A 13455-nucleotide genomic window follows, 5' to 3' on the forward strand; every position below is an offset into this window, starting at 1 on the left:
ATGGGAATGTATGACGATCTACAGCCGGACAAGGTGTCCGGCCCCCTTTCCAAACTGGCGACCGCCGAAGCGCAGGTGCTCTCGGCGCTGGCTGGCGCCCATTCGCAGGTGCCGGCTGATTACCTGGCATTCATCAGGGAGCTTGGATGGGGGGAAGTGGGTGAGGCGGCCTATATGTTGTACGAAGGCCTGCTTACGCCTGACCAGGTCTACGATGAGGATGGGGAGAACGCCCTGGAAGGCATACTGCTGTTCGGGGATGACCTGCAGGGATACTGTTCAGGGTTTGACACGAACAACGGTTGGGTGGTCGTCGATATCGACCCGGTGAGCCGTGAGGCTCATCAGGTTGCGGACAGTTTTTCCGAATACATCCGTGAAATGCTGAACGACTTGTAACCTGCAGGGCGCGCTGCGCAGAGCAATGAGCGGGTTCGTGGTTTTGATGGAACACCTGGCAACCTCTGTCAGTCCCACGCTGTGTACCTACTTGTCCACAGCAGGAGGCTTACCCCATGAGCACATACGACTGGGACCTGATCGAACGCTTGCTGCACGAAGTGCAGAACGGCGCCGGTCACAGTTTTACACCGCGCCCCTATGCCGAGCAGCATGCCGCCGCGCTGGCCGCCGATGGCGAGGCGCCGGGTGATCTGAACCAGCTCAAGGCCCAGGCCTGCAAGTACGAAAAGATCCTCTTCGAACGCGGTTTTATCGAGAGCCGGCCTGAAGCGGAAGGCGGCAATGGCGAGAATTTCGTCCTCAGCCCGCGCGGCTCGCGCCTGCTCAGCCTGATCGACAGCAGCATTCCGGGCTTCGAACATCCGCGCCAGGTGCTCGATGAACAGGCCGATGCCCTGGACGAAGCCACCTTCGAGCGTGTCTCGGCCAAGGCGCAGATAGCCGGCGGGTCAATTTAGACTGGCATCGGCAAGGCCGGTCCCCCGATAATCGGGATCCATTCTCACCGCCGAGCCTTGCCATGTTGTTCAACCCGCAGAGGGGCCGCCCATGACCGCGGTCCGCAAGAACCCCGACGCTTTTGCTTTCCAGGTCATGCTGGGGCTGTGCCTGATCTGGGGCTGCCAGCAGGTGCTGATCAAATCCGCCGCGGTGGATATCGCACCGGTCATGCAGGCGGCGTTTCGTAATGGCATCGCGGCGGTACTGGTCGGCTTGCTGGTGTGCTTCCGGGGTGGTTGGAACCAGGTCGGCAGCACCTGGCGTGCCGGGCTGCTGGCCGGCGCGCTGTTCGGCCTGGAGTTCCTGTTCATCGCCGAGGGGCTGAAACTGACTTCGGCGGCGCATATGTCGGTGTTCCTCTACACCGCGCCGATCTTCACCGCCCTGGGGCTGCATTTCATGATGCCCAGCGAGCGGCTGCGGCTGTTGCAGTGGCTGGGCATTCTGCTGGCGTTTGCAGGGATTGCCCTGGCCTTCGCGGGTAGTGTTTCCCTGGAGCACCTCGATGGGCGCATGCTGCTTGGTGACGCGCTGGCGATCCTCGCGGGCCTGGCGTGGGGCGCGACCACGGTGGTGGTGCGCGGCTCGCGGTTGTCCGAGGCGCCAGCGACCCTGACCCTGTTCTACCAGCTGGCCGTGGGGTTTGTCGGGCTGGTGCTGATCGCCTTGGTGAGTGGACAGATCGCTGACTTCTCGCTGACCCCGCTGGCGGTGGGCAGTGTGCTGTTCCAAGGGATCGTGGTGTCGTTCGTGAGTTACCTGACCTGGTTCTGGTTGCTGCGCAAGTACCTGGCCTCGAACCTGGCGGTGTTTTCCTTCATCACGCCGCTGTTCGGGGTGACCTTTGGTGTGCTGCTGCTGGACGAGCCGCTGAGCCTGAACTTCGTGATCGGCGCGGTGATGGTGCTGCTCGGGGTGATCATGGTCAGCGCCGAGGCGTGGGTGCGGCAGCAGTTGCGAAAACTGGTGGGATGACAGGGCGCAAGCAAGTGCCGGTCCTTGAGGTATTAGATGCCACAGGACCGGCAAGGCATTTCGCCTAGCCTACACCTTGCTGGGATAAGTGGGGTCTGGCAGCCATGTCTATTCCCAACGCTTTCATTACAGTCAGGAACGATTTGAGCGTTGGGTTGCCGTGTTCACTGAACGAGCGGTAAAGCTGCTCGCGAGACAGGCCTGTTTCCTTTGCCAGTTCACTCATGCCCCTGGCGCGAGCCACCACGCCCACGGCTTTTGCTACGTAGGCTGCATCCCCTGTCTCCAATGCATCGGTCATGAACTGCGCGATGGTTTCCGGGGAAGTCAGATAGGCGGCGGCGTCGAACTCATGGAACGTTTCAGTCATTTTGCATCCTCCACGACTGCAGGATCTGCCGGGCTGCCTTGATGTCCCGTTGCTGGCTGCTTTTGTCGCCGCCGCAAAGCAGGATGATCAAGGTATCGCCGTATTGGTGAAAATACACCCGATAGCCTGGGCCGTAATGGACTCTCAGCTCACTCATGCCATGGCCGACCGGTGAAACGTCACCCGCTAGCCCTTCCTTGAGTCGGTTGACACGAGCGACGATTCTGGCCCTTGCCGTGGCATCCCGAAGCCCGATCAGCCAATGCCTGAAACTGCTGGATTCGATGGTTTTCATCGAGTGAATGTAGTTTATAAAATACAATGGCAAAGGCTGCAAATGGTTTCGACCTTTTGCAGCCCTGTCAGGCCATTCGGGTTCTTGATGGGCAGCCCTGCAAACTGCGGTTTCCCGTGATGACCAGCACGCCAGCCATGGCCAGCCCTGTCGCTGCCAGCACCAAGGCAGGCTGCAGGCTGGCACTGTAGTGGTTGCTCAACGCCGCCAGCAGCGGCCCACTCAATTGCCCAAGGGCGAAACAAGCGGTCAACATCCCGGCATTGCGCTGCGTGGCATGGGGCGCCAGCTCCCGCGAGCGCTGCATCACCAGTTGCATGCAGGCCAGGAACGGCCCGCCGCACAGGAGCACGCCCAATGCCAGGCCTACGCCGCCCCCCAGCAGGCAGGCCAGTACCCCCAGCCCTTGCAGCCACAGGGTGATGCTCAGCCAGGTCGAGGTGCGCCCCGGGCGGCGCAGGCTGACGATCATCACACCCAGCGCCGAGGCCAGGCCGAACGCCGGCCAGAACAGGTCGGCCAGCCATTGCCCATGGAACTGCTGGCTGGCCATCTGCGACAGGAAGGTGGCCGGCAGGATGTAGCCGATCCCGTATAGCGCGTAGACCAGGCCCAGCCGGCCGATGCCATTGTTGGGGCCGCGGTCGCTGCCAAGGGGCAAGGTGACGGGTTCGAGCGCTCGCGGCAGCCACGGCAGCACCGCGAGCAGCATGACCAGAGCGGCGACCCCATAAATCAGCCACAGGGCCGCCGAATCCAGCTCCAGCAGGTGCGCAGCCAAGGCCAGCAAGCCTGTCACCGCAATCCCGACACCGGGTCCGGCGAACACCAGTGCGCCGAGGCGCTGACGGCCATGGGCACTGGCCAGTTGCTGGCTGAGGCTGGCGATCATCACCAGCACCCAGGCGCTGGCCACGCCGGTGCCAAAGCGCAGCAGCAAATGGCTCCAGAACCCGTCGGCCGCCCACGACGCCAGGGTCAGCAATACGCACAGCCACAGCCCGCCATGCAGGCGCAGGCGGACCTGGCGTGGCTGGCGGGCGAACATGGCGTCCACCGCGCCGAGGAAGTAGCCCAGGTAGTTGGCGGCGGCGACCAGGCCGCCAGCGGTCAGGTCGAACTGGCCCTCGGCGATCAGCCGGGGCAGTTGCGGGGTCAGGGCGAAGCGGCCGATACCCATGGCCATCATCAGGGCCACGGCACTGGCCAGCAGTTGCACGAAGGGCGACATGGAAAATCTCCTGCACGAAGGGGATGCGATGGATGGCAGGGTAGGGTGCATTGACTTTCAATAAAATTGAATAATGATGATGAAGTTGTTCTGTTTTGGAGAATCTCATGGAGTTCAGCCAACTGCGCATCTTCCAGGCCGTGGCCGAGGAGGGGTCATTGACCCGCGCCGCCGAACGCTTGCACCGGGTGCCCTCGAACCTGTCGACACGTCTGCGTCAGCTCGAGGAGCAACTGGGGGTGGAACTGTTCCTGCGCGAGCGCCAGCGTTTGCAGTTATCGCCGGCTGGCAAGGTACTGCTGGATTATGCTCAACGCCTGTCCAACCTGCGTGACGAGGCGCTCGCGGCGGTGCAGGGTGGCCAGCCAGCGGGAGATTTCGTGCTGGGCACCATGTACAGCACGGCGGCAATCCACTTGCCGGCGCTGCTGGCGCGTTATCACCAGGCCTATCCAGCAGTGAACCTGCAGGTCCAGGCGGCGCCTAGTGCCGAACTGCTCGAAGGCGTGCTCAGCCATCGGCTGGACGCGGCGTTGGTCGACGGCCCGCTCAACCTGGCCGGGCTGGATGGCGTGCCACTGTGCGAGGAAACGCTGGTACTGATCACCAGCCCCGAGCACCCGGTGGTGCACAGCGCCAGGGATGTCGCCGGCAAGGCGGTGTTCACCTTCCGCCAGGGCTGCTCCTACCGCATGCGTCTGGAAGCCTGGTATGCCCATGCCCACACGCCCATGGGCCGGGTGATGGAGATCGAGTCCTACCAGAGCATGCTGGCTTGCGTGATCGCCGGGGCCGGGGTGGCTTTGATGGCGCAGTCGATGCTCGACAGCCTGCCAGGGCGCGACCAGGTGCGTGCCCACCGATTGCAGGCACCGTTCGATCACGCGATGACCTGGTTGATGTGGCGCCAGGGCAAACGCGGGGCCAATCTGCAGGCCTGGATTGATTTGCAACAAAGCGAAACGATTGACCGACCGTCGGAAGCTGCCATCTGCGCTTGATCCGGGTCAGAATCGCCCATATCTGTAAAAGCAGAGGCATGCGCAATACAAGACATCGGACTATGATCTGTATGACGCATCGCAAGATTGATTGACCGAGAGGCTGACCCGTCAAGGGGGCAATATGAACGAACGCATGTACAACTGGCTCCATGACCTCGCTGTCGCCCTGGGCCTGCTCCCGCCACCGTTGCAGCCGGTGCCGATCCCGACCGACGAAGAACAGCGCAAGCGCCAGCCGCGTCGGCGCTGAGCACCCGGCAAAAGGCCGCCGCATCCGATCGATGCGGCGGCCTTTTGCGTTCAATGGGCGCGCTACTTGCCGCGGATGAGCCGACGCAGCGCGAAGCGGTTGGGATGGCACGCCTCGGCCACCGCCCTGGGCACCGGCAGCGGCTCACCAGTGACCCACGCCGCAATCAACTCACCAGACAACGGCGCTGTGATCAGGCCGCGCGAGCCGTGCCCACTGTTCACGTACAACCCCTCCAGCCACGGGCAGGCCACGTCCGGTACCTGCCGCGCATCCTTGCCCAGCATGGCGTAAGCCTCGTTGAACGCCTCGACATCGGCCATCGGCCCGACGATGGGCAGGTAATCCGGGCTGGTGCAGCGAAACGCCGCCCGGCCCTGCAACTGCGCCGGGTCCAGCTCGGCGGTGCACAGGCGGGTGGCGAGGTCTGGCGAGATATCATCGAGCAGTGCCAGGTTACCTTGATGCTCGGCCACAGTCGGTGCCAGGTCTTCGCTGTTGAAGTCGAAGCTGGCGCCAAGGGTGTGCTCGTCCCCGCGCGGGGGTGCCACGTAGCCGTCGGCACAGACCACGGTGCGCAGCGCACGGCTGCCTTCGGTCACGGGCAGGCGGGTGATCTGCCCACGAATGCGCTTGAGCGGCAGCCCGGCGCACGCCGGGAAACGGCGGATATCGGCGGCGCCAGCCAGCACTACCAGCGGTGCGCTGGCCAACAGGCGTTCACCCTCCCAGGCCTGCCACAGGCCATCGGTACGGCGCAGCTCGAGCACATCGGCGTGGGTAAGCAGGCGGATGCGCGGGTGGTCCAGCTGGGCCTGGCACAGCGCAGGCGGGTGCACCCAGCCACCTTCGGGGTAGTACAGGCCGCCGCTGGGCAACGCGACCCCGGCGATGGCTTCGGCCTGGGCGCGCTCCAGGCGCTGTAGCAGGCTGTTGTCAAAGGCCGCGGCCAGCTTGGCCTGGCGCGCGTTCTCCTGGTCATCGAAAGCCAGTTGTAATACGCCGCAGGCCTCCCAGTCCTGGCCATGCTGCAGGTGCTCGAGCCAGCGGCGGGTGTAGCCGAAGCCGGCGAGGATCATCTGCGAAAGGGCGGTGCCGTGGGCGGAAAGCTTCAGGTACAGCACACCTTGTGGATTGCCCGAGGCCTCCCGGGCCGGGCCGTCGTGGCGCTCCAGCACGCAGACCTGCCAGCCCCGTGCTGCCAGGCTCTGGGCGGTGGCGCTGCCGGCCAGGCCGGCGCCGATCACCAGCGCTTCGCGTGGCCCCGATGCGGGTGTCGGGTGTGCGTACCAGGGTGGTGCGCCAGTGGCCGGCGCACCGCTGTAGACCCCGTGCATCACTTCCCACTTCTTGCCGATGCCCGGCACTTTCTTCATGGTAAAGCCGGCCTCGATCAGCGAGCGACGCACCCAGCCGGTGGTGGTGAAGGTACCCAGGGTAGTGCCGGGGTGCGACAGCCGCGCCAGCTGGGCGAACAGTTCCGGCGTCCACATGTCGGGGTTCTTTGCCGGGGCGAAGCCATCGAGGAACCAGGCGTCGATGCGGGCATCGAGCTGAGGCAACTGTTCCAGCGCGTCGCCGATCATCAGGGTCAGGGTGACGCGGCCACCGGCGAGGCTGAATTGCTGGAAGCCTGGGTGGATCGCCACGTACTGTTCCAGCAACGGCTGGGTGAAGGCGGCCAGCTCCGGCCACAGTTGCATGGCGCGGGCCAGGTCGTCGCGGGCCAGCGGGTACTTCTCGACGCTGACGAAATGCAGTCGCGCCTCGGCGGGCGCAAGCTCCGCGAACAGTTGCCAGGCACAGAAGAAGTTCATGCCGGTGCCAAAACCCGTTTCACCGATCACCAGGCATGCATGCGGCTGCAGCTCGGCGAAGCGCTGGCGCAGGTGGTTCTGCTCGATGAACACATGCAGGGTCTCGTCGATGCCTTCGTTGATGGCGAAGTAGACATCATCGTATTGCCGGGAGTGGGGACGGCCCTGGTCATCCCAGTCGATCTGGGCCTGTGTGGGGGGGAGGGTGTCGGACATGGTCGGCTCGGTTGCAACAAAGGGGGATCTTAAGCGATCTGCAGACGCTTGCGTCGTTCGTGGCAGCGGCCTGGTGTCGCGATGGTGAGCGCAGAGGGCGCAAAAATCCTCCTCGATCCGCTAATCTTGCTTATCCATTGAAGGAGCCCTCCATGTTCGAATCCGCCGAAATCGGTCACAGCATCGACAAGGACACCTACGAAGCCGAAGTGCCCGCCCTGCGCGAGGCCCTGCTCGAAGCCCAGTACGAACTCAAGCAGCAGGCACGCTTTCCGGTGATCGTGCTGATCAACGGCATCGAGGGCGCCGGCAAGGGCGAGACGGTCAAGTTGCTCAACGAGTGGATGGACCCGCGGCTGATCGAGGTTCGCACCTTCGACCAGCAGACCGACGAAGAGCTGGCCCGCCCGCCGGCCTGGCGCTACTGGCGGGCGCTGCCACCGAAAGGGCGGATGGGCGTGTTCTTCGGCAACTGGTACAGCCAGATGCTCGAAGGGCGGGTGCACGGCCAGTTCAAGGACGCGGTGCTCGACCAGGCCATCGCCGGCGCCGAGCGCCTGGAGCAGATGCTGTGCGACGAGGGCGCGCTGATCATCAAGTTCTGGTTCCACCTGTCCAAGAAGCAGATGAAGGCGCGGCTCAAGGCGCTCAAGGAAGACCCGCTGCACAACTGGCGCATCAGCCCGCTGGACTGGCAGCAGTCGCAAACCTACGACCGCTTCGTGCGCTTCGGCGAGCGGGTGCTGCGTCGTACCAGTCGCGACTACGCGCCTTGGCACGTGATCGAGGGCGTCGATCCGTATTACCGCAGCCTCGCGGTGGGGCGCATTCTGTTGGAGAGCCTGCAGGCGGCGCTGGACAACAAGCCACTCAGGCACCAGGGCAATGTGACACCGCTGGGGCGCAGCATTGACCAGAAGAGCCTGCTGGGCGCGCTTGACCTGAGCAAGCGCCTGGACAAACGCGATTACGAAGAGCAGCTGGTCACCGAGCAGGCACGCCTGGCGGGGCTTTTGCGTAACAAGCACATGCGCCGGCATGCGCTGGTGGCGGTTTTCGAAGGTAACGACGCTGCCGGCAAGGGCGGGGCCATTCGCCGCGTGGCGGCGGCGCTGGACCCGCGCCAGTACCGCATCGTACCGATTGCCGCGCCCACCGAGGAAGAGCGTGCCCAGCCGTACCTCTGGCGGTTCTGGCGGCACATTCCGGCGCGTGGCAAATTCACCGTCTTCGACCGCTCCTGGTATGGCCGGGTGCTGGTGGAGCGGGTCGAGGGCTTCTGCAGCCCGGCGGACTGGATGCGCGCCTACGGCGAGATCAACGATTTCGAGGAGCAACTGAGCAATGCTGGCGTGGTGGTGGTCAAGTTCTGGCTGGCCATCGACCAGCAGACCCAGCTGGAGCGGTTCGAGGAGCGCGAGCAGATCCCGTTCAAGCGCTACAAGATCACCGAGGAAGACTGGCGCAACCGCGACAAGTGGGATGTCTATTCCGAAGCGGTGGGCGACATGGTCGACCGCACCAGCACCGAGATCGCGCCGTGGACCCTGGTGGAGGCCAACGACAAGCGCTGGGCGCGGGTAAAGGTGCTGCGCACGATCAACCAGGCGCTGGAGGCAGCGTTTGCCAAGGACAAGAAGTAGGCGGATCGTGTATGGGGGTTGGCTTGGCCCTATCGCGGGGCAAGTCGCATCGGCGCACCGCCGCTCCCACGAAAGTCCGCCCACGCATTGAGCATGCATCCTGGGAATGACCTGATGAAATCTTTTCCCACCACATCCTTCCCGGCAAGCCTTTAGACTGCAGCTTCCCCCGCCAAAGCCTGATTCGAGGACACCATGCACATATCTTCCGGACGCTGGGTCCAGGGCCTGCTGCTGGCGCTGCTGACCGCGTTTCTCTGGGGCATTCTGCCGATCAAGCTCAAGCAGGTGCTGCAGGTGATGGACCCGGTGACCGTCACCTGGTATCGCCTGAGCGTATCCGGGGGCCTGCTGTTCGCGTGGCTGGCGGCCAATCGGCGACTGCCGTCGTTCAGCCGACTCGGCGTCAAGGGCAAGGGGCTGGTGGCCGTCGCGGTGGCGGGTCTGGTCGGCAACTACGTGTTGTACCTGGTCGGGCTCAACCTGCTCAGTCCCGGTACCGCGCAACTGGTGGTGCAACTGGGGCCGGTGCTGTTGCTGGTGGCCAGCGTCTTCGTCTTCAAAGAGCGTTTCAGCGTGGGGCAAGGCCTGGGGCTGTTGGTGCTGCTGTTGGGCTTCGCGTTGTTCTTCAACCAGCGCCTGGAAGAACTGCTCACGTCACTCGGCACCTACACCACCGGTGTACTCACCATCATCCTGGCCACCAGCATCTGGGTGTTCTATGCCCTGAGCCAGAAGCAACTGTTGACGGTGTGGAGCTCGCAGCAGGTGATGATGGTGATCTACATCTGCTGCGCGCTGCTGCTGACGCCTTGGGTGCATCCTCTGGAGGCGTTGCAGCTCAGCCCGTTGCAGGGCTGGTTGTTGCTGGCCTGCTGCCTGAACACGCTGGTGGCCTATGGCGCGTTCGCCGAGGCACTGGCGCATTGGGAGGCCTCGCGGGTGAGCGCGACGCTGGCGCTGACGCCGTTGGTGACGTTCGTTGCGGTGGCCCTGGCGGCCTGGCTATGGCCGGACTACGTGCATGCCGAGCAGATCAATGGCCTGGGGTATGTCGGGGCGGTGACCGTTGTACTGGGTTCGGCGTTGGTGGCGCTGGGGCCATCGCTGGTGGCTGGCTGGAAAGCGCGTCGCGCGCTGGTTGATTGACGGCCTCATCACGGCGCACCGCAATGAGGCCGCTGGATCAACCCTTGCCGCCGGGCGCCAGCATGTTCTCTGGTCGCACCCACTGGTCGAACTGCTCGTTGGTCAGGTACTTGAGCTCCAGCGCCGCCTCGCGCAGGGTCTTGCCCTCGGCATAGGCTTTCTTGGCGATTTCCGCCGCCTTGTCGTAGCCAATGTGCGGGTTCAGCGCTGTCACCAGCATCAATCCACGCTCCAGGTGCGCCGCCATCTGCTCGGCATCCGGCTCGATGCCGGCCACGCAGTGCTGCTGGAAGTTGCTGCAACCATCGGCCAGCAGTTCGATCGACTGCAGCAGGTTGTGGATGATTACTGGTTTGAACACGTTCAGTTGCAGGTGGCCCTGGCTTGCGGCAAAGCCGATCGCCGTATCGTTGCCCAGCACCTGGCAGGCCAGCATCGACAAGGCCTCGCACTGCGTCGGGTTGACCTTGCCGGGCATGATCGAACTCCCTGGCTCGTTGGCTGGCAGGCGTACCTCGGCAATCCCCGCGCGCGGGCCGGAACCCAGCAGCCGCAGGTCGTTGGCGATCTTCATCAGGGCCACGGCCAGGGTCTTCAGCGCGCCGGCCAGGCTGGTCAGCGGCTCGTGGCCGGCAAGGGCGGCGAACTTGTTCGGCGCGGTGACGAACGGCAGGCCGGACAAAGCGGCCAGCTCCGCGGCGATGGCTTCGGCGAAACCGTGCGGGGCATTGAGCCCGGTGCCCACGGCGGTACCGCCCTGGGCCAACTCGCAAACCGCCGGCAAGGTCGCGCGGATGGCGCGCTGGGCGTAGTCGAGCTGGGCGACGAAGGCCGAGACTTCCTGGCCGAAGGTGATCGGCGTGGCGTCCATCATGTGCGTGCGCCCGGTTTTCACCAGGTGCGAGTGGCGCGCCGACAGCTCGGCCAGGCCGGCCGACAGTTCGGCGATCGCCGGCAGCAGTTTCTCATGCACCGCCTGGGCCGCGGCGATGTGCATGGCGGTGGGGAAGCAGTCATTGGAGCTCTGCGAGCGGTTGACGTGATCGTTGGGGTGCACCGGCACCTTGCCGCCGCGCCCCTTGCCGGCCAGCTCGTTGGCGCGGCCAGCGATCACCTCGTTGACGTTCATGTTGCTCTGGGTGCCGCTGCCGGTCTGCCACACCACCAGCGGAAACTGGTCGTCGTGCTCGCCGTCGAGCACTTCGTCGGCGGCCTGTTCGATCAGGCGGGCGATGTCGGCGGGCAGGTCGCCGTTGCGGTCGTTGACCCGGGCAGCGGCTTTCTTGACCAGCGCCAGGGCGTGCAGCACCGCGAGCGGCATGCGCTCCTTGCCAATGGCGAAGTTGATCAGCGAACGCTGGGTTTGCGCACCCCAGTAGGCGCCCTCTGGAACTTCGACCGGGCCCAGGCTGTCTGTCTCGATACGGCTCATGCTGCGCTCACTCCTTTGTGGTTCGAAATCGCAGTTTAGGCCCTGATTCGACAGAGCGGTTCCATCGCTCGTCGTGCCACTTGAGCACTTCGCCATCACAGCGCAGAATGCTCTACTCTGAGGTACTCGCCTCCCTTTCTTGAAGGAAATGCAATGACCCGTCTCCGTGTCCTCTGTGCCGCCGTTGCCCTGGTTTGCGCCAGCGGCCAGGTACTCGCCGCCACTCCAGCCCACAACGCTGCCGCCGAGAAATTCCTGACCCTGGCCAATGCCGACAAGCTGGGCACCCCGGTGTACATGCAGGTCCAGCAGATGTTCGCCCAGCGCTTCGAGCAGACCAAGGCGCCGGCCTCCAAGAAAACCGTGCTCGACAGCTACCAGGCCAAGGCCAACGCCGCCCTGGACAACGCCATCGGCTGGAAAAAACTCAAGCCGAAGATGGTCGACCTGTACACCGCGACCTTCACCGAGGCCGAGCTGAACGATCTGGTCAAGTTCTACCAATCGCCGCTGGGCAAGAAGGTCCTGCGGGAAATGCCCAAGGTCACCCAGCAGTCCGCCCAGCTGACCCAGCAGAGCCTGGAACCGGCCGTGCCAGTGGTCAACAAGCTGCTCGAAGACATGACCAAGGAACTCGACCCAAGCGCCGGCAAGGCCCCGGCGAAGAAGTGAGCGTGACGCGATGAGCATGCAGCAACGCATCGAACAGCAACTGGCGCCGCTGGGCACGCAACACCTCGAAGTGCACAACGAAAGCCACATGCACAGCCGTGGCCAGGAAACGCACTACAAGGCAGTGATGGTCAGCGAGCAGTTCGCCGGGCTGAACAGCGTCAAGCGCCACCAGAAGGTCTACGCCACCATGGGTGATCTGATGGGCCAGATCCACGCCCTGGCGATTCACACCTACACGCCCGAGGAATGGGCGGCGGTCGGTGTGGCACCGGCCTCGCCGGTGTGTGCCGGCGGCGGCAAGCACTGAATCCTTTCCGGGATTCTGGTAGACTGCACGCCTCACAGACATCCTGTCGACGCCATCGCGGGGCAAGCCCGCTCACACGCCAGCCACTGAACGCTGCGTGGGAGCGGGCTTGCCCCGCGATGGCGTCGCCATGATTGCATTTGTCATTCCGGTCCGCCCCTTACGAGGGCAACCACCTGGAGATTCAACGCAATGACCCAACCGATCGTCGTGGCGGCGCTGTACAAGTTCGTCACCCTGGAAGACTACGTCGAACTGCGCGAACCGCTGCTCAAGGCCATGCTCGACAACGGCGTAAAAGGCACCCTGCTGCTGGCCAACGAAGGTATCAACGGCACTGTCTCGGCCACCCGCGAAGGCATCGACGCGCTGCTGGCCTGGCTGCGCAACGACCCACGCCTGGTGGACGTCGACCATAAAGAGTCGTACTGCGACGAGCAGCCGTTCTATCGCACCAAGGTCAAGCTCAAGAAAGAGATCGTCACCCTCGGCGTGCCGGGCGTGGACCCGAACAAGGCGGTCGGCACCTACGTCGATCCGAAAGACTGGAACGCCCTGATCAGCGACCCGGAAGTGCTGCTGATCGACACCCGCAATGATTATGAAGTGGCCATCGGCACCTTCAAGGGTGCCATCGACCCGAAGACCGAGACCTTCCGCGAGTTCCCCGACTACATCAAGGCCCACTTCGACCCGAGCAAGCACAAGAAGGTCGCCATGTTCTGCACCGGCGGCATCCGCTGCGAGAAGGCCTCCAGCTACATGCTCGGTGAGGGCTACGAAGCGGTCTATCATCTTAAGGGCGGCATCCTGAAATACTTCGAGGAAGTACCCCAGGAAGAAAGCCTCTGGGACGGCGACTGCTTCGTCTTCGACAATCGGGTCACGGTGCGTCACGACCTGACCGAGGGCGAGTACGACCAGTGCCATGCCTGCCGCCACCCGATTGACGTGAAGGACCGGGAGTCGGAGCACTATTCGCCAGGCGTGAGCTGCCCGCACTGCTGGGACAGCCTGAGCGAGAAGACCCGGCGCAGCGCCATCGACCGCCAAAAGCAGATCGAGCTGGCCAAGGCGCGCAACCAGCCGCACCCGATCGGTTTCAACTACAAAGCCGAGGCCTGATGC

At 64.1% G+C, this 13455-nt stretch carries 15 protein-coding genes; 10 read left to right on the forward strand and 5 right to left on the reverse strand.

Annotation, left to right across the window (positions count from 1 at the left end; genetic code table 11):
• Positions 1 to 6 precede the first annotated feature (6 nt).
• From KHO27_RS03130 to KHO27_RS03140, 3 genes are all read left to right on the forward strand, one after another.
• The gene (locus KHO27_RS03130) at positions 7 to 399 is read left to right on the forward strand and encodes an SMI1/KNR4 family protein (RefSeq protein ID WP_139672906.1); all 393 of its coding nucleotides are present in this window, start codon (positions 7 to 9) and stop codon (positions 397 to 399) included.
• Positions 400 to 515: 116 nt separating this feature from the next.
• Positions 516 to 920 carry a transcriptional regulator gene (locus KHO27_RS03135; RefSeq protein ID WP_110698015.1) on the forward strand — a complete coding sequence of 135 codons (405 nt, stop codon included), beginning with the start codon at positions 516 to 518 and terminating at the stop codon, positions 918 to 920.
• A 91-nt stretch (positions 921 to 1011) separates the two neighbouring features.
• On the forward strand, positions 1012 to 1938 hold the full coding sequence (locus KHO27_RS03140; protein WP_110698017.1) for a DMT family transporter: 927 nt from the start codon (positions 1012 to 1014) through the stop codon (positions 1936 to 1938).
• A 64-nt stretch (positions 1939 to 2002) separates the two neighbouring features.
• Here the strand turns inward: KHO27_RS03140 and KHO27_RS03145 are convergent, their stop codons facing one another.
• The 3 genes from KHO27_RS03145 to KHO27_RS03155 all read right to left on the reverse strand — a co-directional run bounded on the left by KHO27_RS03145 (position 2003) and on the right by KHO27_RS03155 (position 3834).
• A complete protein-coding gene (locus tag KHO27_RS03145; protein ID WP_110698019.1) occupies positions 2003 to 2308 on the reverse strand; it encodes an addiction module antidote protein in 306 nt (101 codons plus the stop codon).
• Positions 2301 to 2603: a type II toxin-antitoxin system RelE/ParE family toxin gene (locus KHO27_RS03150; RefSeq protein ID WP_214501166.1), complete on the reverse strand. Its 303-nt coding sequence runs from the start codon at positions 2601 to 2603 to the stop codon at positions 2301 to 2303. Before KHO27_RS03150 ends, KHO27_RS03145 begins: the two co-directional genes overlap by 8 nt.
• Before the next feature lie 67 nt (positions 2604 to 2670).
• The gene (locus tag KHO27_RS03155; protein ID WP_214501167.1) at positions 2671 to 3834 is read right to left on the reverse strand and encodes an MFS transporter; all 1164 of its coding nucleotides are present in this window, start codon (positions 3832 to 3834) and stop codon (positions 2671 to 2673) included.
• Positions 3835 to 3941: 107 nt separating this feature from the next.
• Between KHO27_RS03155 and ptrR the strand changes: the two genes are divergently transcribed.
• Together ptrR and KHO27_RS26305 are read left to right on the forward strand one after the other, a co-directional pair.
• A complete protein-coding gene (gene ptrR, locus KHO27_RS03160; protein WP_110698023.1) occupies positions 3942 to 4835 on the forward strand; it encodes a putrescine utilization regulator PtrR in 894 nt (297 codons plus the stop codon).
• A gap of 124 nt (positions 4836 to 4959) precedes the next feature.
• Positions 4960 to 5088: a PA1414 family protein gene (locus KHO27_RS26305; protein WP_256206021.1), complete on the forward strand. Its 129-nt coding sequence runs from the start codon at positions 4960 to 4962 to the stop codon at positions 5086 to 5088.
• Positions 5089 to 5150: 62 nt separating this feature from the next.
• Here KHO27_RS26305 and mnmC read toward each other — a convergent pair whose 3' ends face one another.
• On the reverse strand, positions 5151 to 7121 hold the full coding sequence (gene mnmC / locus KHO27_RS03165) for a bifunctional tRNA (5-methylaminomethyl-2-thiouridine)(34)-methyltransferase MnmC2/FAD-dependent 5-carboxymethylaminomethyl-2-thiouridine(34) oxidoreductase MnmC1 (RefSeq protein WP_214501168.1): 1971 nt from the start codon (positions 7119 to 7121) through the stop codon (positions 5151 to 5153).
• A 152-nt stretch (positions 7122 to 7273) separates the two neighbouring features.
• Here mnmC and pap point away from each other — a divergent pair, with 152 nt between their 5' ends.
• Positions 7274 to 8764 carry a polyphosphate:AMP phosphotransferase gene (gene pap / locus KHO27_RS03170; RefSeq protein ID WP_214501169.1) on the forward strand — a complete coding sequence of 497 codons (1491 nt, stop codon included), beginning with the start codon at positions 7274 to 7276 and terminating at the stop codon, positions 8762 to 8764.
• Positions 8765 to 8959: 195 nt separating this feature from the next.
• Positions 8960 to 9913, forward strand: coding sequence for a DMT family transporter (locus KHO27_RS03175; RefSeq protein WP_102684349.1), 954 nt, complete (start codon positions 8960 to 8962; stop codon positions 9911 to 9913).
• Positions 9914 to 9950: 37 nt separating this feature from the next.
• Here the strand turns inward: KHO27_RS03175 and KHO27_RS03180 are convergent, their stop codons facing one another.
• On the reverse strand, positions 9951 to 11345 hold the full coding sequence (locus KHO27_RS03180) for a class II fumarate hydratase (RefSeq protein ID WP_102684348.1): 1395 nt from the start codon (positions 11343 to 11345) through the stop codon (positions 9951 to 9953).
• A 153-nt stretch (positions 11346 to 11498) separates the two neighbouring features.
• On the opposite strand from KHO27_RS03180, the gene KHO27_RS03185 reads away from it, so the two are divergent.
• From KHO27_RS03185 to trhO, 3 genes are all read left to right on the forward strand, one after another.
• Positions 11499 to 12017, forward strand: coding sequence for a DUF2059 domain-containing protein (locus KHO27_RS03185; protein WP_110698029.1), 519 nt, complete (start codon positions 11499 to 11501; stop codon positions 12015 to 12017).
• 10 nt (positions 12018 to 12027) lie between these two features.
• Positions 12028 to 12327, forward strand: coding sequence for a BolA family protein (locus KHO27_RS03190; protein ID WP_110698031.1), 300 nt, complete (start codon positions 12028 to 12030; stop codon positions 12325 to 12327).
• Between the two features lie 192 nt (positions 12328 to 12519).
• Positions 12520 to 13452: an oxygen-dependent tRNA uridine(34) hydroxylase TrhO gene (gene trhO, locus KHO27_RS03195; protein WP_023631440.1), complete on the forward strand. Its 933-nt coding sequence runs from the start codon at positions 12520 to 12522 to the stop codon at positions 13450 to 13452.
• The last annotated feature ends 3 nt before the right edge of the window (positions 13453 to 13455 follow it).

Source organism: Pseudomonas sp. RC3H12 (assembly GCF_018596375.1).
GTDB lineage: Bacteria > Pseudomonadota > Gammaproteobacteria > Pseudomonadales > Pseudomonadaceae > Aquipseudomonas.

Bases quoted from the DNA above. Each gene is read 5' to 3' on its own strand.
- KHO27_RS03130 (WP_139672906.1), top strand. From the start codon at position 7: ATGTATGACGATCTACAGCCGGACAAGGTGTCCGGCCCCCTTTCCAAA.
- KHO27_RS03135 (WP_110698015.1), top strand. From the start codon at position 516: ATGAGCACATACGACTGGGACCTGATCGAACGCTTGCTGCACGAAGTG.
- KHO27_RS03140 (WP_110698017.1), top strand. From the start codon at position 1,012: ATGACCGCGGTCCGCAAGAACCCCGACGCTTTTGCTTTCCAGGTCATG.
- KHO27_RS03145 (WP_110698019.1), bottom strand. From the start codon at position 2,308: ATGACTGAAACGTTCCATGAGTTCGACGCCGCCGCCTATCTGACTTCC.
- KHO27_RS03150 (WP_214501166.1), bottom strand. From the start codon at position 2,603: ATGAAAACCATCGAATCCAGCAGTTTCAGGCATTGGCTGATCGGGCTT.
- KHO27_RS03155 (WP_214501167.1), bottom strand. From the start codon at position 3,834: ATGTCGCCCTTCGTGCAACTGCTGGCCAGTGCCGTGGCCCTGATGATG.
- ptrR (WP_110698023.1), top strand. From the start codon at position 3,942: ATGGAGTTCAGCCAACTGCGCATCTTCCAGGCCGTGGCCGAGGAGGGG.
- KHO27_RS26305 (WP_256206021.1), top strand. From the start codon at position 4,960: ATGAACGAACGCATGTACAACTGGCTCCATGACCTCGCTGTCGCCCTG.
- mnmC (WP_214501168.1), bottom strand. From the start codon at position 7,121: ATGTCCGACACCCTCCCCCCCACACAGGCCCAGATCGACTGGGATGAC.
- pap (WP_214501169.1), top strand. From the start codon at position 7,274: ATGTTCGAATCCGCCGAAATCGGTCACAGCATCGACAAGGACACCTAC.
- KHO27_RS03175 (WP_102684349.1), top strand. From the start codon at position 8,960: ATGCACATATCTTCCGGACGCTGGGTCCAGGGCCTGCTGCTGGCGCTG.
- KHO27_RS03180 (WP_102684348.1), bottom strand. From the start codon at position 11,345: ATGAGCCGTATCGAGACAGACAGCCTGGGCCCGGTCGAAGTTCCAGAG.
- KHO27_RS03185 (WP_110698029.1), top strand. From the start codon at position 11,499: ATGACCCGTCTCCGTGTCCTCTGTGCCGCCGTTGCCCTGGTTTGCGCC.
- KHO27_RS03190 (WP_110698031.1), top strand. From the start codon at position 12,028: ATGAGCATGCAGCAACGCATCGAACAGCAACTGGCGCCGCTGGGCACG.
- trhO (WP_023631440.1), top strand. From the start codon at position 12,520: ATGACCCAACCGATCGTCGTGGCGGCGCTGTACAAGTTCGTCACCCTG.